This window comes from Streptomyces sp. NBC_00029, from assembly GCF_045160505.1.
GTDB lineage: Bacteria > Actinomycetota > Actinomycetes > Streptomycetales > Streptomycetaceae > Streptomyces.
The window spans coordinates 2,198,948-2,223,930 of record NZ_CP108292.1 but is presented as its reverse complement, the minus strand read 5'-3'; the positions used below and the strand labels follow the sequence as shown (position 1 = coordinate 2,223,930).

Sequence of the window (24,983 nt, the reverse complement as noted above, 5' to 3'; positions counted from 1 at the left end):
AGCGGTTTGAACCAGCCCCGAGCCTTCTGTATTGTTCAGTCCGTTCCCGGGCGATTAGCTCAGCGGGAGAGCACTTCGTTCACACCGAAGGGGTCACTGGTTCGATCCCAGTATCGCCCACCGGGACAGGCCGGTCCGTCACAGACGGACCGGCCTTCCGCATGTCCGGGCCCGTGTCGTCCTACGCTGCGGTCGACAGGTCCGGCCGCAGCGGCCAGTGCGGATCCACCGGCTCGGGCGTCCCCTGGCGCGCGAACCACGCCTGCAGACCGCGCGCCTGCGCCGCGTGCCACACGGCCTGCAGCGTGTGCAGCTCGGCCGGCGACAGGCGCTCCAGCCGGGCCGCGAACCGCCGCCCCACCGCCCGTACGAGCTCCAGTGAGGCCATCGCGTCCGCCGCCGCGTCGTGCGCGCCCTCCAACTCGATGCCGTAGTGCGCGCACAGGTCCGTCAGCGTCCGGCGGCCCTTGCGGTACCGGTCCAGATGCTTGTCCAGCACCCGCGGATCCAGCACCGTCAGCGGCCGGTTGTCCAGATACCGCGACAGCGACGACGCCCGGTGCCGGCGCAACTCCCGGTCCAGCAGCGTCAGGTCGAACGGCGCGTTCATCACCACCACCGGACGGCCCGCCACCTGCTGCTCCCCGAGCGCCCGGGCTATCTCCTCCACCACCGGTGCCGGCCAGCGCCCGTGGCGCTGCAGGTGCTCGTCGGTCAGCCCGTGCACTTCCGTGGCGCCCGGCGGCACCGGCACACCGGGATTGACCAGCCACCGCGTGGTGCGGACCCGGCCGCCCGCACACTCCTGGACGACGAGCGCGGCGGACACGATCCGGTCCTGCTCGACGTCCACCCCGGTGGTCTCCGTGTCGAATGCGGCCAGCGGGCCCTCGTACCAGCGTGTCATGGCGAACTCCTCGTCCCCGAGCGGCTGGTGGCGCTTCCTGAACACACCACCCCCGCCGCATCGGTGATACCCGGGCTGTTTGCCCCGTACGCCGTTTGCGGGCAGCCGGGTACGGAGACAACTTCTTTGGGGGACCGTACGCATGACCGGTCGTCACCCAGCACCGCTCGCGGCAGAGCCCGCAAGGCATGGGGAGCCGGCCATGGCGCTCACACAGCCCGAACCGAGCGGGGTGCTGCAGGAGGGGACGGGTCCGCGGACCGGCTCCCTGCGCGGCACGCTCGCCACCACCGCCTGCATGGAGACCCTCCAGGTGGGATACCTGCACGCCGTCGCGGCCGCCGCGGGGTGCTCGCTCTCCCAGCCCTTCCCCGACAACGGCATCGACTGGCACGTCTCGCACGGGGCACCGGAACACGTCGTCGACGACGAGGTCACCATCAAGGTGCAGCTCAAGGCGACCTACCAGATACCGCCCCGGCCGGCCGGGGCCACCTTCGGCTTCACCCTCGACAACGAGCACCTGGTGAAGCTGGCCCGGACGCCCGTCACCGTCCACAAGATCCTCGTCGTGATGCTCGTACCGAGGGAGCGCGACCAGTGGCTCGCCGCCGGGCACGACCGGCTCGACCTGAGGCACTGCTGCTACTGGACCAACCTCGCCGGACACCCCGTGACCGGCCGGCGCCGCACCACCGTACGGATCCCCACCACGCGGATCTTCGACGACCGGGCGCTGTGCGAGATCATGACCCGGGTCGGGTCGGGAGGGACACCCTGATGAACCTGCACTCACCGCACCTCCAACCGCTCCCGTCCCCGCCGTACACCCCGGGCGGCCCCGATCCCGCACACGTCGACCCGCAGGTCCTGGGGGCCCTGCTGCACCGGCACGGGTGGCTGCGCCGGGGCGGCGCGGCCGGCAGGTACGGGCGCTGGAGCCCGCCCGGGCGCTCCGGCACCAGCCTGCTCGTCCCCGAGAGCCGCACCTTCCCCGACTGCACGGACCTCCTGGAGGAGGCGCTCACCGCCCTGGCCCACGGCGGGCTCCCCTCGGCGCGCGAGGTGCTCCTCGGGCTGAGCGTGCCCAGCGACGAGATCCGCTGGGAGCGGGAGATACCCGAAGGGCCCTACGGCTTCCGGGGCGAGGCCGCCTGGCCCGTACAGGAACAGCTGCGCTCCGCCGCCCGCCGGCTGCTTCTCGCGGCCGCCCTCGCCGACCGGGCCCGGGCCGGCTACTACGGGGCCCGGCACCAGGCGCAGGCCGAGCGCACCCTGGACGGGGTCCTGGTCGGACCCTCCCCGGGCGGGCGACGGCTGACCGCGTACGTCCCCGTGGACGGCGGCCGGGGACCCGTGACCCGACTGCACCACGCCCTGCACGCGACCCGTGAGGCGGTGGACTACCAGCGGGCCACCGGCGGCATGGAGGCCTTCGACGCGGCGGTGGCCGCCGGCGTCAGCCGGGAACTCGCCGAGGCACTCGTCGCCCTGGTCCGGGGCTCGGAAGGAGCCCGGATCGCGCTGGCCTGGGCACCCGCGGCGGGGGTCCCGGCGGGCTGCGCGGCCCGCCCCGAGCCGGTGGAGTTCTCACCGGGCGACCTCCCCGTACTGCGGGAGGCCGCGGCCCGCTACACCCGCGCGGAACCCGCCGTACCGGTCCGGCTCGCGGGGGCCGTGGTGCGGATGCGGCGAAAGGCCGCCGGGGGAGGGGGAACGGTCCGGCTGCGGGTGCTGGCCGGGGCGGAGGTCCCGTACGTCCGGGCGGCGCTCGACGAGGAGTCGTACCGCATCGCGGGCCACGCCCACCTGGTGGGCCTGCCGGTCCGGGTCACCGGCCGGCTGCAACGCCGGGGCGGATTCCGGCGGCTCGCCGACGCGGCGGACGTGACACCGGTCCCGCTGGACGAGGTCGAGCGGGACCGGCTGATGAAGTCGCTGGACGCGTCCTTCGACCCCGAGGACGTCCTGCCCTCGGACGACTGAAAACGAAAGAGACCGCCTAGCGGAAGGCGGTGGCCCGGACTGTGGTGCCGCAGAGGGCGAATTCGCCGCCGTCGGACGGGGCCACCTGGAAGCCCGTGCCCGCTACGCCCACCACCAGCGAGGGGGCGACGGTCGGATCGGCCCCGGAGGCGCAGTAGCCGTCCGCCTCGCCGAGGACCGGGGTGAAGGTCAGGAGCGTCGAGGCGGATCCGCCCGCGGCCAGCAGCACCGGCCGGGCCTCGCCCCGGGGGACGACGCGCAGCGGCGCGTTCCGTTCCGGTGAGCCCTGGCCCGCGAGGGCCACCGTCGGGAAGCCGCGCAGCTCGCACGCCGGTCCCTCGTTGACCACCGTGAACCGCACCCGTGTGGAGTCCGTCCGGTCCGCGCCGGTCGCCGAGAGCTGCTCTCCGCTGCACGCCGCGGCGGGCGCCGCCGTGGCGGTGGCGCCGAAGAGCAGTCCGCCCGCCAGCACGGCCGTCGCGGCGCCCAGGGCGGCCGCGTTCCTGGTCAGTCCCACAGGAGTCACCTCACACCCGGTCGGAAGATCCCCTTCCACCATCGCACGCGGCGTTCGCGGCGGCCCGGCCGAAGGAGGCCATGGTCAGCCCCGGCACGGGGGAGAAGTCCGGGCCGCGGGTGAGGCCCAGCCGTTCGTAGAGGGTCACCGCGGGAGCGTTGGCGGCGCCGGTCGTGACCTCGACGGCCCGTCCGGGGAACATCTCCACCAGGACATGGCGCAGCAGCATCGAGCCGACCCCCCGCCGGAACCGCCCGGGGTCCACGCACAGCCGGTCGATGGAGACGACAGCGGCCTCCTCCTCCCAGGCGAGGAAGCCGTCGAGCGTGCCGTCCCCGGAGAACGCGCCGAGCCAGTGCAGAGCGCGGCCCCGCATTTCGGCGAGGCTCTCACCCAGGGCCGGGATGCCGTCGAAGCCGATGAGGCCGGCCTCCACCGTGTACGCGGCCCGCCCGATCCGGTGCACGGCCGCCGCGGTGGCATCGTCGGTGAGGTCCAGCGCGCGTATCTGCATGGCGGGCCACGTTACGCGTCGGCGGGCCGCCCCCGGCCCCGCTGCCCGGGCCCCACCGGTAACCGTTTAGCGGCGCAGCCACTCCGCTCGGTACGATTCAGGCGCGCGGCGTTCGCCCGCGCACCCCCTGAGTCAGGAGAGACCGGTGTCAGACGTCCGTGTGATCATCCAACGCGATTCCGAGCGGGACGAGCGCGTGGTGGCCACGGGCACTACGGCGGCGGAGCTCTTCGCCGGCGAGCGCACCATCGTCGCCGCGCGCATTGCGGGCGAGCTCAAGGACCTCGCGTACGAGGTGCAGGACGGCGAGACCGTCGAACCGGTGGAGATCTCCTCCGAGGACGGCCTGAACATCCTGCGCCACTCGACCGCGCACGTCATGGCGCAGGCCGTGCAGGAGCTGTTCCCCGAGGCCAAGCTGGGCATCGGCCCGCCGGTCCAGAACGGCTTCTACTACGACTTCGACGTGGCCCGGCCCTTCACCCCGGAGGACCTGAAGGCCATCGAGAAGAAGATGCAGGAGATCCAGAAGCGCGGCCAGCGCTTCTCCCGCCGCGTCGTCACCGACGAGGCGGCCCGCGAGGAGCTGGCCGACGAGCCGTACAAGCTGGAGCTCATCGGCATCAAGGGCTCGGCGTCCACCGACGACGGTGCGAACGTCGAGGTGGGCGGCGGCGAGCTGACCATCTACGACAACCTGGACGCGAAGACCGGCGACCTGTGCTGGAAGGACCTCTGCCGCGGTCCCCACCTGCCCACCACCCGGAACATCCCGGCCTTCAAGCTCATGCGCAACGCGGCCGCCTACTGGCGCGGCAGCGAGAAGAACCCGATGCTCCAGCGCATCTACGGCACCGCGTGGCCGTCCAAGGAAGAGCTGAAGGCCCACCTCGACTTCCTCGCCGAGGCCGAGAAGCGCGACCACCGCAAGCTCGGCAATGAGCTCGACCTCTTCTCCATCCCCGACGAGATCGGCTCCGGCCTCGCCGTCTTCCACCCGCGCGGCGGCATCATCCGCCGGACCATGGAGGACTACTCGCGCAAGCGGCACGAGGAGGAGGGCTACGAGTTCGTCTACTCCCCGCACGCCACCAAGGGCGCCCTCTTCGAGAAGAGCGGCCACCTGGACTGGTACGCGGAGGGCATGTACCCCCCCATGCAGCTCGACGGTGGTACCGACTACTACCTCAAGCCCATGAACTGCCCGATGCACAACCTGATCTTCGACGCGCGCGGCCGCTCCTACCGCGAACTGCCGCTGCGCCTCTTCGAGTTCGGCACCGTGTACCGGTACGAGAAGTCCGGTGTGGTCCACGGCCTGACCCGCGCCCGCGGCTTCACCCAGGACGACGCGCACATCTACTGCACCCGCGAGCAGATGGCGGAGGAGCTCGACACGACCCTCACCTTCGTGCTCAACCTGCTGCGCGACTACGGCCTGACCGACTTCTACCTGGAGCTGTCCACCAAGGACCCGGAGAAGTTCGTCGGCTCGGACGAGGCCTGGGAGGAGGCGACCGCGGTCCTCGCGCAGGTCGCCGAGAAGCAGGGCCTCCCGCTGGTCCCGGACCCGGGCGGCGCCGCCTTCTACGGTCCGAAGATCTCGGTCCAGTGCAAGGACGCCATCGGCCGTACCTGGCAGATGTCGACCGTGCAGCTGGACTTCAACCTGCCGGAGCGCTTCAACCTCGAGTACACCGCGCCGGACGGCTCGCGTCAGCGCCCGGTCATGATCCACCGTGCGCTGTTCGGTTCGATCGAGCGGTTCTTCGCCGTGCTGCTGGAGCACTACGCGGGCGCCATGCCGCCGTGGCTCGCCCCGGTCCAGGCGGTCGGCATCCCGATCGGCGACGGGCACGTCGAGTACCTGCAGGAGTTCGCCGCGGCGGCGAAGAAGCAGGGCCTGCGGGTCGAGGTGGACGCCTCCTCCGACCGCATGCAGAAGAAGATCCGCAACCACCAGAAGCTCAAGGTGCCGTTCATGATCATCGTCGGCGACGAGGACATGGCCGCGGGCACGGTCTCCTTCCGCTACCGCGACGGTTCGCAGGAGAACGGCATCGCCAAGGACGAGGCGCTGGCCAAGCTGGCCAAGGTCGTCGCGGACCGCGTCCAGGTCTGACGCACGAAGCGTCCGGACCGGCTCCGGACCGCCTGATCCGGCTCGTCCGGCACGGGAAGGCCCCCGGGAAGTGATCACTTTCCGGGGGCCTTCCTCGTACCCGAAGCCAAGGTCATATGCTTGCCGCCATGACGACTCAGCCGGAGCAGCAGATCGGTGTGGGCACGCAGGACGCGTTCCAGCGTCTGTGGACGCCCCACCGGATGGCCTACATCCAAGGGGAGAACAAGCCGACCGGCCCGGAGGCCGGGGACGGCTGTCCCTTCTGCGGGATTCCGGAGATGTCGGACCAGGACGGCCTGGTCGTCGCGCGGGGCCGGCACGTGTACGCCGTGCTGAACCTCTACCCGTACAACGGCGGCCACCTGATGGTGGTCCCGTACCGGCACGTCGCGGACTACACGGAGCTCGACGCGCTGGAGACGGCCGAGCTGGCCGACCTCACCAAACGGGCCATGATCGCGCTGCGCGAGGCCTCGGGTGCGCACGGATTCAACATCGGCATGAACCAGGGCGCGGCCGCCGGCGCCGGCATCGCCGCGCACCTGCACCAGCACATCGTGCCCCGCTGGGGCGGGGACACGAACTTCATGCCGGTCGTGGGTCATACCAAGGTGCTGCCCCAACTCCTCGCGGACACCCGCCAGATGCTGGCCGACGCCTGGCCGAACGACTAGGTGTCGTAGAAGCTGCTCGACGATCTGGCCGGATCGAGTCAGAAGGGGCCGGATCAGGCCGGATCCTGCCGGGGCCCGTCCCTGCGCGTCCGGCGCCAGTCCTCCAGCTCGGCCTCGACGTCGAACTCGGTCAGTCCCAGGGGCGGGCCCGGCGGGGGCATGCGCAGGGCCGCGCGGATCTTCTCGTTGATCTCCGTGAGGACGTCCCGCACCTGGCGTTCGGTGCGGGCCCCGCGGACCTTCTCCCGGGCGTCCTCCGCCTCCTTGCGCAGCGCGAGCGCCGGAGGCAGGACGGCGAAGCCCTCGCGGTGCAACTTGCCCTTGATCCACCACAGCTCGTCGTAGGGCGCGTCGAGGGAGGCCAGCGGCTTGCCGTAGCCGGGCAGGCTCTCGAAGTCACCGCGTTCGGTGGCCTGCCGGATCTGCCGGTCCACGAAGGACTCGAAGCTGACACCCGGTGGTTTGCGCTCGGTCATGGTCCCTCCTCGGCCGCCCCTCCAGCCTAGCTACGCGTCGTAGACGTCGGCCTTGCGCGGAGCGGGCTCCTGGATGAGCCCGCTCATGATCGAGGAGCGGTTGGTGAAGCGGTCGGTGTCGACGCCGTTCTCCTCCAGCACCTTGAAGGTCGCCGCGTGGATCGACCGAAGGACCGGGGCCACCGTGCGCAGGGCGTCGTCCGCCATGAACCGGTGGCGCCACATCGAGCTCGCCCATACGTGACGCAGGCCGAAGGGCTCGGGCAGGACCAGCTTGCCGCCGAAGTAGTCGAGGAGCGGCGGGTACCAGGTCAGCGGGGCACGCACCGCGAGGCGCACCACCTCCTGCACGTCCACCAGCGGCAGCGGCCGCTCGACCGTCTCCCAGAAGCGGATGCTCTTGGGCACTTCCACGGTCGGGGCCGCGGACTTGGTCGTGAACAGCCCGTGTACGGGGCCCAGCGCGTGCGCGGTGACGTCCACGCGCAGCGTTTTGTACAGCACGGTGACCGTGACCAGCATGTTGATGACCAGCTGGCCGTCCCAGAGCGGGTACTGGATGCCCAGGTAGTGCCGGTTGCCGGCGCTGAACTGCTGCTCGTTGCAGATCCGGGTGATCTCGTGCGGCTTGATGAGGAAGGCGTCCACGTTCTCGCCGGTGGGGCGTGCCACCTCGGCGGCGCCCTCGCCGATCGGGGTGACGATCCAGTGCTGGATCGCGGCGGGCGGGAAGCCGCCGGTGTGCAGCGGTCCCCGCTCCAGCTTGCGGAGCTGGGAGTCGATCGCGCGTACGACGTCCCAGCTGCGGAAGGGGTGGATCTCCATGCCCTCGCTCCTGGGAGCCAGTTCCTCGGCCATCTGCCAGCTGCCCCACCGGGTCCCCATGCCGAGGATGCCCTTGGGGCCCGCGTAGAAGACCTGGTTGCTGCGGTCCTCCGCGGTCAGCTTGGCGAGCTGGTGGCGCAGGTCCTCGCGGGCCTTCTCGTCGGGGTTGCCGGGCACGGCCTCCGGGATCTTGGCGCCGACCCCGCCGCCCGCCAGCAGCCCGTCCCAGCGGGAGCGCAGGTCCCTGGCGGTGGCCTCGCAGGTACGGCGGGCGAGCAGCCAGCCCAGGGCCGGGGCGATGATCATGGCGCGGGCGTACAGGCCGAGGAAGCCGGTCAGCGGCAGCCGGAACATCAGGACGGCCACCACGACGGCGACGCCGACGAGGAGTACGGTGCCCAGCCACGAGCTCCGGCCCTCCTTGGAGGCGAGGCTCTTGCGCAGCTGGAACAGGCCCAGCCACAGCAGCAGCCCGGGCAGGAACAGCACACCGCAGACCAGCATGATCAGCCGGAGCCGGCGGTCGCGCTCCTTGCGGATGTGCGAGGCGGCCAGACAGTGCTCCACCACCGTCTGCGGATCGGCGCCGAAGGACTGGATGAGCGGCTTGCGGTCCGCCCCGAGCGTCCGTGCCTCCACGGCGCGGCAGAAGGCCTCGCCCAGGCTGGGCTCGAAGAGGGAGATCTTCGGGGGCTTGACCGTCGCGGGGTGGTTCTCGCTGTTGGCGGTGATTATCTTCTCGAGCTTGCTGTCCTTGCCGCCGTCGCGGTACGCGGCCGAGGCGAGGGCGTTGGTCGCCGCCGTCTGCCCCCCGCCACCCTGCAGCGGGACCTGCGCTCCGGGCCTGAAGTCGAATCCGTCGTCCGCCACCGCTGCCCCCATCGCTGTGCGTTCGTGCTCTTTTGGTGCGCCGATGAGCCTATCGGCGGATCTCGCCCCATGGTCATGGGACAGGGAAATGCCGCCCACCGCAAGCTGGTTGGGTGGGCGGCCGAACCCGGTTCTACGACAACTAACTTCCCTTCCCGTTCTGTTCGCGCACCTTTTCCGCGATCTGCGGCGGCATCGGCTCGTGGCGGGCGTACGCGCGGGCGAAGCGGCCCGTGCCGTGCGAGACGGAGCGCAGCTCGACGGCGTAGCGGCCGATCTCGATCTCGGGGATCTCGGCGCGCACCCGCGTGCGCCCGGGGCCCGCCTGGTCGGTGCCGACGACACGGCCGCGACGGCCCGCGAGGTCGCTCATGACCGGTCCGACGTACTCGTCGGGAACGAGGACGGCGAGCTCGGCGACCGGTTCGAGCAGGTCGATGCGGGCCTCGGCGGCGGCCTCGCGCAGCGCGAGGGCGCCGGCCGTCTGGAAGGCGGCGTCGGAGGAGTCCACCGAGTGCGCCTTGCCGTCGCGGAGGGTGACGCGCACGTCGACCAGCGGGTATCCGGCGGCGACCCCGCGAGCGGCCTGCGCACGTACGCCCTTCTCCACGGACGGGATGAACTGCCGGGGCACGGCGCCCCCGACCACCTTGTCGACGAACTCGATGCCGCTGCCGGGCGGGAGCGGCTCCACCTCGATCTCGCAGATGGCGAACTGGCCGTGACCACCGGACTGTTTGACGTGCCGGCCGCGCCCGGCGGCCTTGGCGCCGAAGGTCTCGCGCAGGCTCACCTTGTGCGGGACCGGGTCGACCTGAACCCCGTAGCGGGTGCGCAGCCGCTCCAGCGCCACGTCCTGGTGGGCCTCGCCGAGGCACCACAGGACGACCTGGTGGGTGTGCGGGTTCTGCTCCAGCCGCATGGTGGGGTCCTCGGCGACGAGCCGGGCCAGGCCCTGCGAGAGCTTGTCCTCGTCGGCCTTGCTGTGGGCCTCGATGGCGAGGGGGAGCAGCGGGTCCGGCATGGTCCAGGGCTCCATGAGGAGCGGATCGTCCTTGGCGGAGAGGGTGTCGCCTGTCTCCGCGCGGGTGAGCTTGGCGACGCAGGCGAGGTCGCCGGCGATGCACCGGGTCAGGACGCGCTGCTGTTTGCCGAAGGGGGAGGAGAGGGACCCCACCCGCTCGTCGACATCGTGGTCCTCGTGCCCGCGGTCGGCGAGGCCGTGCCCGCTGACGTGGACGGTGTCCTCGGCCTTCAGGGTGCCGGAGAAGACGCGTACGAGGGAGACGCGGCCGACGTAGGGGTCGGAGGAGGTCTTGACGACCTCGGCGACGAGGGAGCCGTCGGGGTCGCAGGTGACGGCGGGCCGGGCGGAGCCGTCGGGGCGGGTGACGGTGACGGCGGCGCGTTCCAGGGGCGTGGGGAAGCCGCCGGTGACCAGTTCGAGGAGTTCCACGGTGCCCAGGCCCTGGCGGGCGCCGTCGACGGCGGGGGCGGCCATCAGGACGGGGTGGAAGGTGCCGCGCGCCACCGCCCGCTCCAGGTCGTCGACGAGGGTCTTGAGGTCGATCTCCTCGCCGCCGAGGTAGCGGTCCATGAGGCCCTCGTCCTCGCTCTCGGCGATGATCCCCTCGATGAGCCGGGCGCGGGCGTCGGTGATGAGGGAGAGCTCGGCGGGGTCGGGGTCGCGCTCCACGCGCTCGCCCGAGGCGTACTCGTAGACGCGCTGCGAGAGCAGGCCGAGCAGGCCGGTGACGGGGGCGTGCCCGTCGGGACCGGCCGGGCCGTGCAGGGGCAGGTAGAGGGGGATGACGGCGTCGGGGTCGTCGGCGCCGAAGATCTCGCCGCAGACGGTGGTCATCTGCGTGTAGTCGGAGCGGGCGGCCTCCAGGTGGGTCACGACGATGGCGCGGGGCATGCCGACGGCCTCGCACTCGTCCCAGACCATGCGGGTGGCGCCGTCGATCCCGTCCGAGGCCGAGACGACGAAAAGGGCCGCGTCCGCGGCGCGCAGACCGGCCCTGAGTTCCCCCACGAAGTCGGCGTACCCGGGGGTGTCCAAAATATTGATCTTGATTCCGCCCCATTCGACGGGGACGAGGGACAGCTGGACCGAGCGCTGCCGGCGGTGCTCGATCTCGTCGTAGTCGGAGACGGTGGCGCCGTCCTCGACCCGGCCGGCCCGGTTGACCGCTCCCGCGGTCAGGGCGAGGGCCTCGACCAGCGTGGTCTTGCCGGATCCGCTGTGGCCGACCAGCACGACATTCCTGAGGGAAGAGGGGCGGTCGGCCGTCAGTGCCCTGCCGGCGGCTCCGGCTTGGTGTGATGTGGCTCCCATGGTTCTCATGCCTCCCGGTGGTGACGGTGAGGAGGGTGGGGTGATGTGAGGATCGGTGTCCGGATCGGTCTCCCGGCTGCTCCCCGGAGGAGGAATGCGGGATTCTTCGAGCTTTGCACTGGTGTCACATCCCGTCCATACGTCGTACCGGGGATGTACGGGAGGGCGTGCGCAGCACGTGCCGAGGGCGCCGCGGGGACGGATCGGGGGCCCGTCGGAGGGGGTCCGCGGCGTGAAGTACGTCTTACGTGGCACGAACCGGTGGGTGCGCGGCGCTCGCGCGGTGGCGCGCTGGCTACGATGGGCCAGCCGGTGGCCGTGGTGGCCGTGCGGCCCAGCGACCCTCCGGGAAGGCCATGCTGAACAAGTACGCGCGTGCATTCTTCACGCGTGTTCTCACGCCATTCGCCGCTTTTCTGCTCCGGCGGGGGGTGAGCCCGGACGCGGTCACCCTGATCGGCACGGCCGGAGTCGTGGCCGGAGCGCTGTTCTTCTTCCCCCGCGGCGAGTTCTTCTGGGGCACGATCACGATCACCCTCTTCGTCTTCTCCGACCTGGTGGACGGGAACATGGCCCGCCAGGCCGGGGTCTCCAGCCGGTGGGGGGCCTTCCTCGACTCCACCCTCGACCGGGTGGCGGACGCGGCGATCTTCGGCGGTCTCGCGCTCTGGTACGCGGGCTCCGGGAACGACAACGCGCTCTGTGCGGTGGCGATCTTCTGCCTGGCCAGCGGCCAGGTGGTCTCGTACACCAAGGCGCGCGGCGAGTCGATCGGGCTGCCGGTGGCCGTCAACGGGCTCATCGAGCGGGCCGAGCGGCTGGTGATCTCGCTGGTCGCGGCCGGCCTGTCGGGGCTGCAGACCTTCGGGGTGCCGTCCTGGATCGGCGTGCTGCTGCCGATCGCGCTGTGGATCGTGGCGGTGGGCTCGCTCGTCACCCTGATCCAGCGGGTGGTCACCGTACGGCGCGAGTCGGCCGAGGCCGACGCGGCGGCCGCCGCCGCCGAGGGCGGCGCGGCCTGATGGGTGCCACACAGGACAAGCTGGTCGACTCGCTGTACGGGCTCGGCTGGGCCGGCGTCAAGAAGCTGCCCGAGCCGGCCGCCGTGGCCCTCGGCCGGCGGATCGCCGATTTCGCGTGGAAGCGGCGCGGCAAGAGCGTGCTGCGGCTGGAGTCGAACCTGGCCCGGGTGGTGCCCGACGCCGGTCCGGAGCGGCTGCGCGAGCTGTCGCAGGCGGGCATGCGCTCCTACATGCGGTACTGGATGGAGTCCTTCCGGCTGCCGACCATGGATCCGAAACGGTTCAGCACGGACGTCGAGTTCACGGACGAGCACCTGCTGCGCGAGGCCCTGGACTCCGGGCGCGGAGTGATCGTCGCCCTGCCGCACCTCGCCAACTGGGACCTCGCCGGGGCCTGGGCCATCGGCCACATGAAGGCGCCGTTCACCACGGTCGCCGAGCGGCTCAAGCCCGAGAGCCTCTACGACCGGTTCGTGGCCTACCGGGAGAGCCTGGGCATGGAGGTCCTGCCGCACAGCGGCGGAGCCGCCTTCGGCACCCTCGCCCGCAGGCTGCGCTCCGGCGGCCTGGTCTGCCTGGTCGCGGACCGGGACCTGTCGGCCTCCGGGGTCGAGGTGGACTTCTTCGGATCCACCGCGCGGATGCCGGCCGGGCCGGCGCTGCTGGCCCAGCAGACCGGCGCGGTCCTGCTCCCGGCCACCCTGCACTACGGCGACACTCCCCGGATGTACGGCCGGATCCACCCCGAGGTGGAGGTTCCGAAGACCGGGACCCGGACCGAGAAGACCACCGTCATGACGCAGGCGGTGGCGGACGTCTTCGCGTGGGGCATCGCCGAGCACCCGGAGGACTGGCACATGCTGCAGCGGCTGTGGCTGGACGACCTGGAGGAGCGCCCGTAGTGAAGATCGGCATCGTGTGCCCGTACTCGTGGGACGTGCCGGGTGGCGTCCAGTTCCACATCCGGGACCTGGCGGAGCACCTGATCCGCCTCGGCCACGAGGTGTCCGTGCTCGCTCCGGCGGACGACGACACCCCGCTGCCGCCGTACGTGGTCTCGGCGGGGCGGGCGGTGCCGGTCCCGTACAACGGCTCCGTGGCCCGCCTCAACTTCGGGTTCCTCTCCGCCGCCCGGGTGCGGCGCTGGCTCCACGACGGCACCTTCGACGTGATCCACATCCACGAGCCGGCCTCGCCCTCGCTGGGCCTGCTGTCCTGCTGGGCGGCGCAGGGGCCGATCGTGGCGACCTTCCACACCTCGAACCCCCGGTCCCGGGCGATGATCGCCGCGTACCCGATCCTGCAGCCGGCCCTGGAGAAGATCAGCGCGCGGATCGCGGTGAGCGAGTACGCCCGGCGCACGCTGGTGGAGCACCTCGGCGGCGACGCGGTGGTCATCCCCAACGGCGTCGACGTGGACTTCTTCGCCAAGGCCGAGCCCAACCCCGAGTGGTCCGGGCAGACCCTGGGCTTCATCGGCCGGATCGACGAGCCCCGCAAGGGCCTGCCGGTGCTGATGGCCGCCTTCCCGAAGATCGTCGAGGCCTGCCCGGACGTACGGCTGCTCGTCGCGGGCCGCGGTGACGAGGAGGAGGCGGTGGCCTCCCTGCCCCCGGACCTGCGCAAGCGGGTCGAATTCCTCGGCATGGTCTCGGACGAGGACAAGGCGCGGCTGCTGCGCAGCGTCGACGTGTACGTCGCCCCGAACACCGGCGGCGAGAGCTTCGGCATCATCCTGGTCGAGGCCCTCTCGGCGGGGGCCGCGGTCCTCGCCTCGGACCTGGACGCCTTCGCGCAGGTCCTGGACCAGGGCGGGGCGGGCGACCTCTTCGCCAACGAGAACGCCGACGCCCTGGCGACGGCGGCGATCACCCTGCTCCGCGACCCAGGCCGCCGGGCCGAGCTCAGCGCCCGCGGCGCGGCGCACGTCCGCCGCTTCGACTGGTCCACGGTCGGGGCGGACATCCTGGCCGTCTACGAAACGGTGACGGACGGCGCGGCGGCGGTCGGCGCGGACGAGCGGGTACCGCTGCGCACCCGCCTGGGCTTCTCGAAGGACGTCTCGTCCTCCTGACCCGAGCGTCGCTCCGTCGGGCCGGCCGGGGATTTCGATGTCGGCCGTCACCCGACGGAGACGGTTCGGTCCGGCCGACCGTCGGCGGTGATGGTCACCTCCTCGACCACGCCGCCGGAGGTGGTCAGGCGAATCCGGTCGGGCGCCGTCCACACGGCCTCGCGGAGTTCGTTGTCGTCGGCGTCGCCGTTGAAGTAGCCCACGGCCCAGCGGCGCTCCCACAGGCCCTCGCCCTGGTGGACGTACACGAACCACAGCGGGTCGATCATGGCCGAGCCCCGCTCGACGACCAGCCGCCGGTCCTCGCGGCCGGGGGCTCCGAGGCTCTCGCTCTGCTCCTGCCCGCCGCCCAGGAGGCTCAGCATGGTGAAGATGGTCATGACCGGGACGCCGAGGACGGCCACCGGGAGAGCGAGGGCGACGCGCGTGTACGGCCGTTGCGCTCCCAGCAGCGCCGCCGCGATCAGGAAGACCAGCGCCAGCCAGCCCATGGTGGCGAAATGGCCGTGCACCTTGTTCAGGATGACGAGACCGCCGTCCGAACCGCCCCAGCGATAGGCGATCAGGGCGACCGCCACGAGGACGGCCGCCACGGCGGACAGGGCTGTGGCCAGTGGTCTGCGGTACGGCGCCATGTGCCGGTGTCCCCCCGATCGGTGTGGATCACGGACCCTATGCGGTCCGGGGTGGCCGGGGCCAGGCCCGATGGGGGCGGGGGACGAGTGGAGCGGTAGGGTCGCGCAGCGTGATCGAAACCCTTGTCTGGATCGCCCTGGCTCTCGGAGTCATCGGGGTCTACCTCAGCTGGACCGCCGGCCGGCTCGACCGGCTGCACTCGCGGATGGACGCCGCGCGGGCCGCCCTCGACGCGCAGCTCGTACGCCGGGCCTCCGTCGTGCTGGAGGTGGCCACCTCCGGGGTGCTCGACCCCGCCTCCTCCCTGGTGCTGTACGAGGCCGCGCACGCCGCCCGGCAGGCCGAGGAGGAGCACCGCGAGGTCGCCGAGAGCGAGCTCAGCCAGGCACTGCGGGCGGTCTTCGCCGATGCCGACCAGGTCGACGTGCTCAAGGCGGCCCCCGGCGGGGCGGAGGCCACGGAGGAGCTGGCGGCGGCCGTCCGCCGGGTGCCGATGGCGCGGCGCTTCCTCAACGACTCGGTACGGGCCGCCCGCGCGCTGCGCAGGCATCGCAAGGTCCGCTGGTTCAGACTGGCGGGGCACGCGCCCTTCCCGCTCGCCTTCGAAATGGACGACGAGCCTCCGGTGGATCTTGCAGATCGGCCGGTCTAGGGGGTGTCCTGCCGATCAGGCCGACCTTCCAAGGGCCGCGAGGGACAAATCAAGGAGCCACAGGCTCCACATTGGCCCTTGTAGTGGACTGGTCCCCTGGGGTTTGCTCGGCCGGGTAGTACGAGCAGTACCCCGTCTTCCTTTCGAGCTCCCTTCGAGTGAGGTCAATCCGTGAGCACGCTTCCCACCTCCCCCCAGTCCGCCGAGTCGGCGATCGGCACCTCGCGCGTCAAGCGCGGCATGGCCGAGCAGCTGAAGGGCGGCGTGATCATGGACGTGGTCAACGCCGAGCAGGCGAAGATCGCCGAGGACGCCGGCGCCGTGGCCGTCATGGCCCTGGAGCGGGTCCCCGCCGACATCCGCAAGGACGGCGGCGTCGCGCGCATGTCGGACCCCAACATGATCGAAGAGATCATCGAGGCCGTCTCGATCCCGGTCATGGCCAAGTCCCGCATCGGCCACTTCGTCGAGGCCCAGGTCCTGCAGTCCCTCGGCGTCGACTACATCGACGAGTCCGAGGTCCTGACCCCGGCCGACGAGGTCAACCACTCCGACAAGTGGGCGTTCACCACCCCCTTCGTCTGTGGCGCCACCAACCTGGGCGAGGCCCTGCGCCGCATCGCCGAGGGCGCGGCCATGATTCGCTCGAAGGGCGAGGCCGGCACCGGCAACGTGGTCGAGGCCGTCCGCCACCTGCGCCAGATCAAGAACGAGATCGCCCGCCTGCGCGGCTACGACAACAACGAGCTGTTCGCCGCCGCCAAGGAGCTGCGCGCCCCGTACGAGCTCGTCAAGGAAGTTGCCGAGCTCGGCAAGCTCCCGGTCGTGCTGTTCTCCGCCGGTGGCGTCGCCACCCCCGCCGACGCCGCGCTGATGCGCCAGCTCGGTGCCGAGGGCGTCTTCGTCGGCTCCGGCATCTTCAAGTCGGGCGACCCGGCCAAGCGCGCCGCCGCCATCGTGAAGGCCACCACCTTCTACGACGACCCGAAGATCATCGCGGACGCCTCCCGCAACCTGGGCGAGGCCATGGTCGGCATCAACTGCGACACCCTCCCCGAGTCCGAGCGCTACGCCAACCGCGGCTGGTAATCGGTCATGACGAACACCCCCGTGATCGGTGTCCTGGCGCTCCAGGGCGACGTACGGGAGCACCTGATCGCCCTGGCCGCGGCGGACGCCGTGGCCAGGCCGGTCCGGCGTCCCGAGGAGCTCGCCGAGGTCGACGCCCTGGTGATCCCCGGCGGCGAGTCCACCACCATGTCGAAGCTGGCCGTGCTGTTCGGCATGCTGGAGCCGCTGCGCGAGCGCGTGGCCGCCGGAATGCCCGTGTACGGCACCTGCGCCGGCATGATCATGCTGGCGGACAAGCTCCTGGACGGCCGTGAGGACCAGGAGACGCTGGGCGGCATCGACATGATCGTGCGCCGCAACGCCTTCGGCCGGCAGAACGAGTCCTTCGAGGCGAAGGTCGACTTCGCGGGCATAGCGGGCGGTCCCGTCGAGGGCGTCTTCATCCGTGCCCCCTGGGTCGAGTCGGTCGGCGCCGCCGCCGAGGTGCTCGCCACGTACGACGGCCACACGGTCGCCGTGCGCCAGGGCAATGTCCTCGCGACCTCGTTCCACCCCGAGCTGACCGGAGACGACCGCGTTCACGCGTACTTCGTCGACATGGTGCGCACCGGGCTGTAACGGCGTCCCGGTAGGATCTGAGGCGAACATTGTTGGTGACGCGAAGGAGACAGGCAGATGTCCGGCCACTCTAAATGGGCTACGACGAAGCACAAGAAGGCCGTGGTTGACGCCAAGCGCGGCAAGCTCTTCGCGAAGCTGATCAAGAACATCGAGGTCGCGGCCCGTATGGGCGGCGCCGACATCGATGGCAACCCGACGCTCTTCGACGCCATCCAGAAGGCCAAGAAGAGCTCGGTCCCGAACAAGAACATCGACTCCGCGGTCAAGCGCGGCGGTGGACTCGAAGCCGGCGGCGCCGACTACGAAACGATCATGTACGAGGGCTACGGTCCCAACGGTGTCGCGGTGCTCATCGAGTGCCTCACCGACAACCGCAACCGTGCCGCGTCCGACGTGCGCGTCGCCATGACCCGCAACGGCGGCTCGATGGCCGACCCGGGCTCGGTCTCGTACCTGTTCAACCGCAAGGGTGTCGTCCTGCTGCCCAAGGGCGAGCTCTCCGAGGACGACGTTCTGGAGACGGTGCTCGACGCCGGTGCCGAAGAGGTCAACGACCTCGGCGAGAGCTTCGAGATCATCAGCGAGGCCACCGACATGGTCGCGGTCCGTACCGCGCTCCAGGCCGCCGGCATCGACTACGACTCGGCCGACTCCAACTTCCTGCCGACCATGCAGGTCGAGCTGGACGAAGAGGGCGCGCGCAAGATCTTCAAGCTGATCGACGCGCTGGAGGACAGCGACGACGTGCAGAACGTCTTCGCCAACTTCGACGTCTCGGACGAGGTCATGGAGAAGGTCGACGCCTGATCCGGGCACTGATTTCCACGGGCCGACAGGGACACACCCTGTCGGCCCGTCGCTTTGTCAGTGGCGCCGGATAGCCTGCACCGGACCGGACAGGCGAGCGAAGGACAGGGGGTTGGTGCGTGCGCGTACTCGGTGTGGACCCGGGGCTGACCCGGTGCGGCGTCGGCGTGGTCGAGGGTGTGGCCGGCCGGCCCCTGACCATGCTCGGCGTGGGGGTCGTACGGACGCCCGCGGACGCCGAGTTGGGCCTCCGGCTCGTCGCCATCGAGCAGGGCATCGAGGAGTGGCTCGACACGCACCGGCCCGAAGTCGTCGCCGTGGAGCGGGTGTTCAGCCAGCACAACGTCAGCACCGTGATGGGCACCGCCCAGGCGAGCGCCGTGGCGATGCTGTGCGCCGCCCGCCGCGGGATACCGGTCGCCCTGCACACCCCCAGCGAAGTCAAGGCCGCCGTCACCGGCAGCGGCCGGGCCGACAAGGCACAGGTCGGGGCGATGGTCACCCGGCTGCTGAGGCTGGACGCGCCGCCCAAGCCGGCGGACGCCGCCGACGCCCTCGCCCTCGCCATCTGCCACATCTGGCGGGCCCCCGCCCAGAACCGCCTCCAGCAGGCGGTCGCTCTGCACGCCTCGAAAGGCCGTACCCGATGATCGCCTTCGTCAGCGGCCCCGTCGCCGCACTCGCCCCCACCCTTGCCGTGATCGAGGTCGGGGGAGTGGGCATGGCCGTGCACTGCACGCCGAACACCATCTCCGGCCTGCGGATGGGGGAGCAGGCCCGGCTGGCCACCTCCCTGGTCGTACGGGAGGACTCGCTGACCCTCTACGGCTTCGCCGACGACGACGAGCGCCAGGTCTTCGAGGTCCTGCAGACCGCCAGCGGCGTCGGGCCCAGGCTCGCGCAGGCCATGCTCGGCGTGCACAGCCCCGACGCCCTGCGCCTCGCCGTCTCCACGGGGGACGAGAAGGCGCTGGTGGCGGTACCGGGCATCGGCAAGAAGGGGGCCCAGAAGCTGCTCCTCGAACTGAAGGGCAAGCTGGGGGCTCCGCTGGGCAGCAGCGGCCTCGTGGGCGCCCAGCGGGCCGCGGCCTCCGGACCCGCCCCCTGGACCGAGCAGCTCTCCGCCGCCCTGATCGGCCTCGGCTACGCCTCGCGCGACGCGGAGGACGCCGTCGCCGCAGTCACCCCGCAGGCCGAGGCGGCCATCGCCGCCGGCGGCTCCGCCCCCGTGCCGCAGCTCCTGCGGGCGGCCCTGCAGTCCCTCAACCGGGCCCGTTGACCGCTCCGCGGCCCCGCCGTGCCCGGGGCTCCATGAGCGGGGCTCTTCCGCCCCCGACCCCGCCACGGATCCGCCCCGCACCCTGCTCCGCGAACGTCGGCGAGGCCCCCTGTGCCGAGCTGCGCCCGCGGGGCACCGAACACCTGCTCCACCACCGAGAAGGCAGACTGACAGCGTGAACTGGGAAGACGAGAGCGACGACCGGATCGTGGCGGCCGCCGCCGACGGCGAGGACACCGCCGTCGAGGCGGCCCTGCGCCCCAAGGACCTCGGGGAGTTCGTCGGCCAGGAGAAGGTCCGCCAGCAGCTGGACCTCGTCCTCAAGGCGGCCCGCCAGCGCGGAGCCACCGCCGACCACGTCCTGCTCTCGGGTGCGCCCGGCCTCGGCAAGACCACCCTCTCCATGATCATCGCGGCCGAGATGGGCGCTCCCATCCGCATCACCTCCGGCCCCGCCATCCAGCACGCCGGCGACCTCGCCGCGATCCTCTCCTCCCTCCAGGAGGGCGAGGTCCTCTTCCTCGACGAGATCCACCGCATGTCCCGGCCCGCCGAGGAGATGCTCTACATGGCCATGGAGGACTTCCGCGTCGACGTGATCGTCGGCAAGGGCCCCGGGGCCACCGCGATCCCGCTGGAGCTGCCGCCCTTCACCCTGGTCGGCGCCACCACCCGGGCCGGCCTGCTGCCCCCGCCGCTGCGCGACCGCTTCGGTTTCACCGGTCACATGGAGTTCTACGCCCCCGAGGAGCTGGAACGCGTGATCCACCGCTCCGCCCGCCTCCTCGACGTCGAGATCGACACCGCCGGCGCCGCCGAGATCGCCGGACGCTCCCGCGGCACCCCGCGTATCGCCAACCGCCTGCTGCGCCGTGTCCGCGACTACGCCCAGGTCCGGGCCGACGGCGTGATCAACCGCGAGGTGGCCGGCACCGCCCTCCAGGTGTACGAGGTGGACGGGCGCGGCCTCGACCGACTGGATCGGGCCGTTCTCGAAGCGTTGCTCAAGCTCTTCGGCGGCGGACCCGTGGGCCTGTCCACCCTCGCCGTGGCGGTCGGCGAGGAACGGGAGACCGTGGAGGAGGTCGCGGAGCCCTTCCTGGTCCGCGAGGGGCTGCTCGCCCGCACCCCGCGGGGACGGGTGGCGACGCCCGCCGCATGGGCTCACCTGGGACTCGTACCGCCGCAGCACGGCGGGAGTGGATCAAGCGGACAACAGGGCTTGTTCGGGGCCTGACGGCGCGGAGGTTCGCGCCCTCAGGAACTGCGGTGCCATGCTGGGCGTTGTTCCATCGGTGCGGACTCGCCTAGACTCCGCCGATGCCGACCCTTCGGGTCGGTGTGCCCACCCCCGTAGAAAAGGCCGCCGTCCGCGTGCGGTCGTGCGAAGGATCTCCGTCCCGTGAATCTCGTGACACTCCTCCCGTTCATCGTGCTCATCGGGGCGATGTTCCTGATGACCCGCTCCGCGAAGAAGAAGCAGCAGGCAGCTGCGCAGATGCGCAACCAGATGACGCCCGGCACCGGGGTCCGCACCATCGGCGGCATGTACGCCACGGTGAAGGAGATCGGTGACGACACCGTCACTCTGGAGCTGGCTCCCGGCGTCCACGCGATCTTCGCGAAGAACTCCATCGGCGCCATTCTCGAGGATGCGGAGTACAACCGCATCGTCCACGGCATCAGCGACGACGAGCCGACCGACACGCCGGTCGTCCCGGATGACGCCTCCTCGCTGACCGAGGCTCCGAAGACGGACCTCACCAAGGACGAGGACGAGGCTCCGAAGCTCGACCTGGGCAAGAAGGACGAGGACGCGCCCAAGGGCGACGACGAGCCCAAGGACGGCAAGTCCGACGGCGAGGCCGGCGCGAAGTAACGCTCGACGGGGGACCGTGGAGGCGCCCGACCGGCGACCGGCACGGTCCTCGTCTGTGACACTTCTGCGGGGGGCAGGGGTCCCCACCACACATTTCGTGGCCGTCCACGCGCTGACCCGGCGCGGGACGGTTGGACAGGGAGAAACGACAAGGTGGCAGCACCGAAGAAGGGCCGGCGGCCCACGGGGGCTCAGGGGAGGCCGGGGCGCGCCCTGGCGATCATCCTGATCGCAATGGTGGCGCTCACCGCGGGGATGTTCATCTCCAAGCAGACGACTCCCAGGCTGGGCATCGACCTCGCCGGCGGCACGAGCATCACGCTCAAGGCCAAGAGCGAGCCCGGCAAAGAGAGCGCCATCAACGAGACCAACATGAACACGGCGGTCGGCATCATCGACCGCCGCGTCAACGGTCTCGGCGTGTCCGAGGCGGAGGTCCAGACCCAGGGCCGCGACCACATCATCGTGAACATCCCCAAGGGGACGAACGAGCAGCAGGCGCGCGAGCAGGTCGGTACGACCGCCCAGCTCTACTTCCGCCCGGTCATCGCCTTCGCGGACGGCTCCCCGGCCGCTCCCGAGGGCACCCCGAGCCCGAGCCCCTCCGCGAGCGGCTCCGGGGCTCCCAAGGCCGGGGACGGCAAGACCAGCCCCTCCGCCACCCCGTCGTCCAGCGCCACTTCCCAGGGCCGCGCGCTCAGTGAGGCCCTCAAGGCCCCGGCCGCCCCCACTCCCTCGCCCTCGGCGAGCGAGTCGAAGAAGGCAGACGACACCAAGGCTCCGTCGCCCTCGGCCTCCGCCTCCGCGCCGGCGCCGACCGGTGACGAGGCCGCCGCAGCGGCCCTCCAGGCCAAGTTCGCGGCACTGGACTGCAACGACCCGGCGCAGCGCGCCGCCGCCGGCCAGGGCGCCAAGCCCGAGGAGCCGATGATCGCCTGTGGCCAGCGCGGCGACGCCTGGAGCAAGTGGGTCCTCGGCCCGGCCCAGGTCAACGGCCAGGACGTGAAGGAAGCCAAGGGGCAGATCGACCCCCAGCGCGGCCAGTGGATCGTCACCATGCAGTTCACCGACAAGGGCGCCGACAAGTTCGCCAAGATCACCGGTGAGCTGGCCACCAAGCAGATGCCGCAGAACCAGTTCGCGATCGTGCTCGACGGCAAGGTCATCTCCGACCCGTCCGTGAGCCAGGCGCTGACCGGTGGCAACGCCGAGATCTCGGGCGGCTTCACCCAGCAGTCCGCGCAGGACCTGGGCAACATGCTCTCGTACGGCGCCCTGCCGCTCTCCTTCAGCGAGGACAGCGTCACCACCGTCACCGCCGCCCTCGGCGGCGAGCAGCTGAAGGCCGGCCTGATCGCCGGCGCCATCGGCCTCGCCCTCGTGGTGATCTACCTGCTGGTGTACTACCGGGGCCTGGCGTTCATCGCCATCGTCAGCCTCCTGGTCTCCGCGATCCTGACCTACACGATCATGTCGCTCCTCGGAAAGGGCATCGGCTTCGCGCTGAACCTGCCCGCCGTCTGCGGCGCCATCGTGGCGATCGGCATCACGGCGGACTCGTTCATCGTGTACTTCGAGCGCATCCGGGACGAGATCCGCGAGGGCCGCACCCTGCGTCCGGCCGTCGAGCGCGCCTGGCCGCGTGCCCGTCGCACGATCCTGGTCTCCGACTTCGTGTCGTTCCTCGCCGCAGCGGTGCTGTTCATCGTCACCGTGGGCAAGGTCCAGGGCTTCGCCTTCACACTGGGTCTTACCACCCTGCTCGACGTGGTCGTGGTGTTCCTCTTCACCAAGCCCGTCATGACCCTGGTGGCGCGTACGAAGTTCTTCGCCAGCGGACACCCGTGGTCCGGGCTGGACCCGAAGCGGCTGGGCGCCAAGCCTCCGCTGCGCCGGTCCCGCCGTACCGGTTCCGCCCCCGCCCCCGTCGACGCAAAGGAGGCGTGAGAGATGTCGAAGCTGGGAGCTCTCGGCGCCAAGCTGTACCGCGGTGAGGTCGGCTACGACTTCGTCGGCAAGCGCTTTCTCTGGTACGGCGTTTCCATCCTGATCACCATCACGGCGATCGTCGCCCTGGCCGTCCAGGGCCTCAACATGGGCATCGAGTTCAAGGGCGGTGCCGTCTTCACCACCCCGAAGACGACCGTCTCCGTGGCCAAGGCGACGGAAGCCGCGGAAGAGGCCTCCGGCCACGACGCGATCGTCCAGGAGCTCGGCACCGGCGGTCTGCGCATCCAGATCTCGGGTGTGGACACCGACGCCGCCACCGACGTCAAGAAGAAGCTCGCCGCCGACCTCAAGGTCGGCGAGGCCGACATCAACGCCGACCTGGTCGGCCCCAGCTGGGGCGAGCAGATCGCGAACAAGGCCTGGACCGGTCTCGGGATCTTCATGGTCCTCGTGGTGATCTACCTGGCCATCGCCTTCGAATGGCGCATGGCGGTCGCCGCGCTGATCGCGCTGATCCACGACCTCACGATCACCGTCGGCGTGTACGCGCTCGTCGGCTTCGAGGTCACCCCGGGCACGGTCATCGGTCTGCTGACGATCCTCGGTTACTCCCTCTACGACACCGTCGTCGTCTTCGACGGTCTGAAGGAGGGCTCGAAGGACATCACGAAGCAGACCCGCTACACGTACAGCGAGATCGCCAACCGCAGCATCAACGGCACCCTGGTCCGCTCGATCAACACCACGGTCGTGGCGCTGCTCCCGGTCGCCGCCCTGCTGTTCATCGGTGGCGGTTTCCTGGGCGCGGGCATGCTCAACGACATCTCGCTGTCGCTGTTCGTCGGCCTCGCGGCCGGTGCGTACTCCTCGATCTTCATCGCGACCCCGCTGGTCGTCGACCTCAAGGAGCGCGAGCCGGCGATGAAGGCGCTCAAGAAGCGGGTGCTCGCGAAGCGGGCGGCCGCCGTGGCCAAGGGCGAGTCCCCGGACGAGGCCTACGAGGCCGAGGACGAGCCGCAGGTCGTGGCGCAGGGCCGGCCGGGGCGGCGGCGTTGACGGCGCCGCTGTCCGAGGACGTCCGCTCCCTGCTGCTCAGCCGGATCAAGGACGTGCCGGACTACCCGAAGCCGGGCGTGATGTTCAAGGACATCACGCCGCTGCTGGCGGACCCCAAGGCGTTCGCCGCGCTGACGGACACGCTGGTGGAGCTGGCCGGGCGGTACGGCGCGACGAAGATCGTCGGGCTGGAGGCGCGCGGTTTCATCCTGGCGGCTCCCGTGGCCGTGCAGGCCGGGATCGGCTTCGTGCCGGTGCGCAAGGCCGGAAAGCTGCCGGGCGCGACGCTCGCGCAGTCGTACGAGCTGGAGTACGGCACCGCGGAGATCGAGATCCACGCGGAGGACCTGTCGGCCGGTGACCGGGTCATGGTCATCGACGACGTGCTGGCCACCGGTGGGACGGCGGAGGCCTCGCTCTCGCTGATCCGGCGGGCCGGCGCGGAGGTCGCTGGCGTGGCGGTCCTGATGGAGCTGTCGTTCCTGCCGGGGCGGGCCAAGCTGGCGCCCGCCCTGGACGGGGCTCCGCTGGACGCGCTGATCGTCGTCTGACCCTGCTGTGCCGAAGCGGCGGGTATCCGGGACATCCCGGGTGCCCGCCGCTTCCGTGTGCGGGGCCGCTGCCGGGCATCGCCCCCGGACCCCCGTGCCTCGGACACCGGTGGGCCGGCAGCAGGGGGCGGAGGCTGGGGGAACGGGGTGGGC

General features: G+C 71.2%; 25 protein-coding genes and 1 tRNA gene. 19 read left to right on the top strand and 7 right to left on the bottom strand.

Annotated features, from left to right (window positions below; translation table 11 throughout):
• Positions 1-48 precede the first annotated feature (48 nt).
• Positions 49-120 (top strand) — tRNA-Val (locus tag OG753_RS10715).
• Positions 121-181: 61 nt separating this feature from the next.
• Here the strand turns inward: OG753_RS10715 and OG753_RS10710 are convergent.
• A complete protein-coding gene (locus OG753_RS10710; RefSeq protein ID WP_327261586.1) occupies positions 182-907 on the bottom strand; it encodes a 3'-5' exonuclease in 726 nt (241 codons plus the stop codon).
• A gap of 202 nt (positions 908-1,109) precedes the next feature.
• Here OG753_RS10710 and OG753_RS10705 point away from each other — a divergent pair, with 202 nt between their 5' ends.
• A complete protein-coding gene (locus tag OG753_RS10705; protein ID WP_327261585.1) occupies positions 1,110-1,688 on the top strand; it encodes a DUF4365 domain-containing protein in 579 nt (192 codons plus the stop codon).
• Entirely contained in the window at positions 1,688-2,893 is a 1,206-nt protein-coding gene (locus tag OG753_RS10700) for a hypothetical protein (protein ID WP_327261584.1), read from the top strand. Before OG753_RS10705 ends, OG753_RS10700 begins: the two co-directional genes overlap by 1 nt.
• Before the next feature lie 16 nt (positions 2,894-2,909).
• Here the strand turns inward: OG753_RS10700 and OG753_RS10695 are convergent, their stop codons facing one another.
• Entirely contained in the window at positions 2,910-3,410 is a 501-nt protein-coding gene (locus OG753_RS10695) for a DUF4232 domain-containing protein (protein ID WP_327261583.1), read from the bottom strand.
• 10 nt (positions 3,411-3,420) lie between these two features.
• Positions 3,421-3,924 carry a GNAT family N-acetyltransferase gene (locus OG753_RS10690; RefSeq protein ID WP_405788238.1) on the bottom strand — a complete coding sequence of 168 codons (504 nt, stop codon included), beginning with the start codon at positions 3,922-3,924 and terminating at the stop codon, positions 3,421-3,423.
• A 145-nt stretch (positions 3,925-4,069) separates the two neighbouring features.
• Here OG753_RS10690 and thrS point away from each other — a divergent pair, with 145 nt between their 5' ends.
• Positions 4,070-6,046 (top strand): threonine--tRNA ligase, encoded by a 1,977-nt coding sequence (gene thrS / locus OG753_RS10685; protein WP_327261581.1) that lies wholly within the window; start codon positions 4,070-4,072, stop codon positions 6,044-6,046.
• Between the two features lie 116 nt (positions 6,047-6,162).
• Positions 6,163-6,723, top strand: a complete 561-nt coding sequence (locus OG753_RS10680) for an HIT family protein (RefSeq protein WP_405788236.1) — start codon at positions 6,163-6,165, stop codon at positions 6,721-6,723.
• A gap of 53 nt (positions 6,724-6,776) precedes the next feature.
• Here OG753_RS10680 and OG753_RS10675 read toward each other — a convergent pair whose 3' ends face one another.
• The 3 genes from OG753_RS10675 to OG753_RS10665 all read right to left on the bottom strand — a co-directional run bounded on the left by OG753_RS10675 (position 6,777) and on the right by OG753_RS10665 (position 11,232).
• Positions 6,777-7,199 (bottom strand): DUF1992 domain-containing protein, encoded by a 423-nt coding sequence (locus OG753_RS10675; RefSeq protein ID WP_405788235.1) that lies wholly within the window; start codon positions 7,197-7,199, stop codon positions 6,777-6,779.
• Positions 7,200-7,229: 30 nt separating this feature from the next.
• Entirely contained in the window at positions 7,230-8,894 is a 1,665-nt protein-coding gene (locus OG753_RS10670; RefSeq protein WP_405788234.1) for a hypothetical protein, read from the bottom strand.
• Between the two features lie 142 nt (positions 8,895-9,036).
• Complete coding sequence (locus OG753_RS10665) at positions 9,037-11,232, bottom strand: elongation factor G-like protein EF-G2 (RefSeq protein ID WP_405788232.1); 2,196 nt, start codon at positions 11,230-11,232, stop codon at positions 9,037-9,039.
• Between the two features lie 356 nt (positions 11,233-11,588).
• Here OG753_RS10665 and pgsA point away from each other — a divergent pair, with 356 nt between their 5' ends.
• Genes pgsA through OG753_RS10650 form a run of 3 tightly spaced genes read left to right on the top strand, consistent with a single transcriptional unit; the run spans position 11,589 to position 14,328 of the window.
• Positions 11,589-12,254, top strand: coding sequence for a phosphatidylinositol phosphate synthase (gene pgsA, locus OG753_RS10660; protein WP_327261574.1), 666 nt, complete (start codon positions 11,589-11,591; stop codon positions 12,252-12,254).
• Positions 12,254-13,156 (top strand): phosphatidylinositol mannoside acyltransferase, encoded by a 903-nt coding sequence (locus OG753_RS10655; RefSeq protein ID WP_327261573.1) that lies wholly within the window; start codon positions 12,254-12,256, stop codon positions 13,154-13,156. The genes pgsA and OG753_RS10655 overlap by 1 nt, the downstream gene beginning before the upstream one ends.
• Positions 13,156-14,328, top strand: a complete 1,173-nt coding sequence (locus OG753_RS10650) for a glycosyltransferase family 4 protein (RefSeq protein ID WP_327261572.1) — start codon at positions 13,156-13,158, stop codon at positions 14,326-14,328. The genes OG753_RS10655 and OG753_RS10650 overlap by 1 nt, the downstream gene beginning before the upstream one ends.
• 47 nt (positions 14,329-14,375) lie before the next feature.
• On the opposite strand, the gene OG753_RS10645 is transcribed toward OG753_RS10650, so the two are convergent.
• A complete protein-coding gene (locus tag OG753_RS10645) occupies positions 14,376-14,963 on the bottom strand; it encodes a hypothetical protein (RefSeq protein ID WP_405788229.1) in 588 nt (195 codons plus the stop codon).
• A 110-nt stretch (positions 14,964-15,073) separates the two neighbouring features.
• On the opposite strand from OG753_RS10645, the gene OG753_RS10640 reads away from it, so the two are divergent.
• The 11 genes from OG753_RS10640 (at position 15,074) to OG753_RS10590 (ending at position 24,830) form a co-directional block, all read left to right on the top strand.
• Positions 15,074-15,616, top strand: a complete 543-nt coding sequence (locus tag OG753_RS10640) for a hypothetical protein (protein WP_327261570.1) — start codon at positions 15,074-15,076, stop codon at positions 15,614-15,616.
• Between the two features lie 171 nt (positions 15,617-15,787).
• Entirely contained in the window at positions 15,788-16,705 is a 918-nt protein-coding gene (gene pdxS / locus OG753_RS10635; protein WP_030010552.1) for a pyridoxal 5'-phosphate synthase lyase subunit PdxS, read from the top strand.
• Between the two features lie 6 nt (positions 16,706-16,711).
• A complete protein-coding gene (pdxT, locus tag OG753_RS10630) occupies positions 16,712-17,305 on the top strand; it encodes a pyridoxal 5'-phosphate synthase glutaminase subunit PdxT (protein ID WP_401284273.1) in 594 nt (197 codons plus the stop codon).
• Between the two features lie 57 nt (positions 17,306-17,362).
• Positions 17,363-18,115, top strand: a complete 753-nt coding sequence (locus OG753_RS10625) for a YebC/PmpR family DNA-binding transcriptional regulator (RefSeq protein ID WP_030765687.1) — start codon at positions 17,363-17,365, stop codon at positions 18,113-18,115.
• 119 nt (positions 18,116-18,234) lie between these two features.
• Positions 18,235-18,765 (top strand): crossover junction endodeoxyribonuclease RuvC, encoded by a 531-nt coding sequence (ruvC, locus tag OG753_RS10620; protein WP_030387186.1) that lies wholly within the window; start codon positions 18,235-18,237, stop codon positions 18,763-18,765.
• Positions 18,762-19,394 carry a Holliday junction branch migration protein RuvA gene (gene ruvA, locus OG753_RS10615; protein WP_327261568.1) on the top strand — a complete coding sequence of 211 codons (633 nt, stop codon included), beginning with the start codon at positions 18,762-18,764 and terminating at the stop codon, positions 19,392-19,394. Before ruvC ends, ruvA begins: the two co-directional genes overlap by 4 nt.
• 175 nt (positions 19,395-19,569) lie before the next feature.
• A complete protein-coding gene (gene ruvB / locus OG753_RS10610; RefSeq protein ID WP_030723602.1) occupies positions 19,570-20,631 on the top strand; it encodes a Holliday junction branch migration DNA helicase RuvB in 1,062 nt (353 codons plus the stop codon).
• A 165-nt stretch (positions 20,632-20,796) separates the two neighbouring features.
• A complete protein-coding gene (gene yajC / locus OG753_RS10605) occupies positions 20,797-21,273 on the top strand; it encodes a preprotein translocase subunit YajC (RefSeq protein WP_405788225.1) in 477 nt (158 codons plus the stop codon).
• A 153-nt stretch (positions 21,274-21,426) separates the two neighbouring features.
• Complete coding sequence (secD, locus tag OG753_RS10600) at positions 21,427-23,220, top strand: protein translocase subunit SecD (RefSeq protein ID WP_405788223.1); 1,794 nt, start codon at positions 21,427-21,429, stop codon at positions 23,218-23,220.
• A gap of 3 nt (positions 23,221-23,223) precedes the next feature.
• Positions 23,224-24,279, top strand: coding sequence for a protein translocase subunit SecF (secF, locus tag OG753_RS10595; protein WP_405788221.1), 1,056 nt, complete (start codon positions 23,224-23,226; stop codon positions 24,277-24,279).
• Positions 24,276-24,830: an adenine phosphoribosyltransferase gene (locus OG753_RS10590; protein ID WP_327261564.1), complete on the top strand. Its 555-nt coding sequence runs from the start codon at positions 24,276-24,278 to the stop codon at positions 24,828-24,830. Before secF ends, OG753_RS10590 begins: the two co-directional genes overlap by 4 nt.
• Positions 24,831-24,983: the final 153 nt, after the last annotated feature.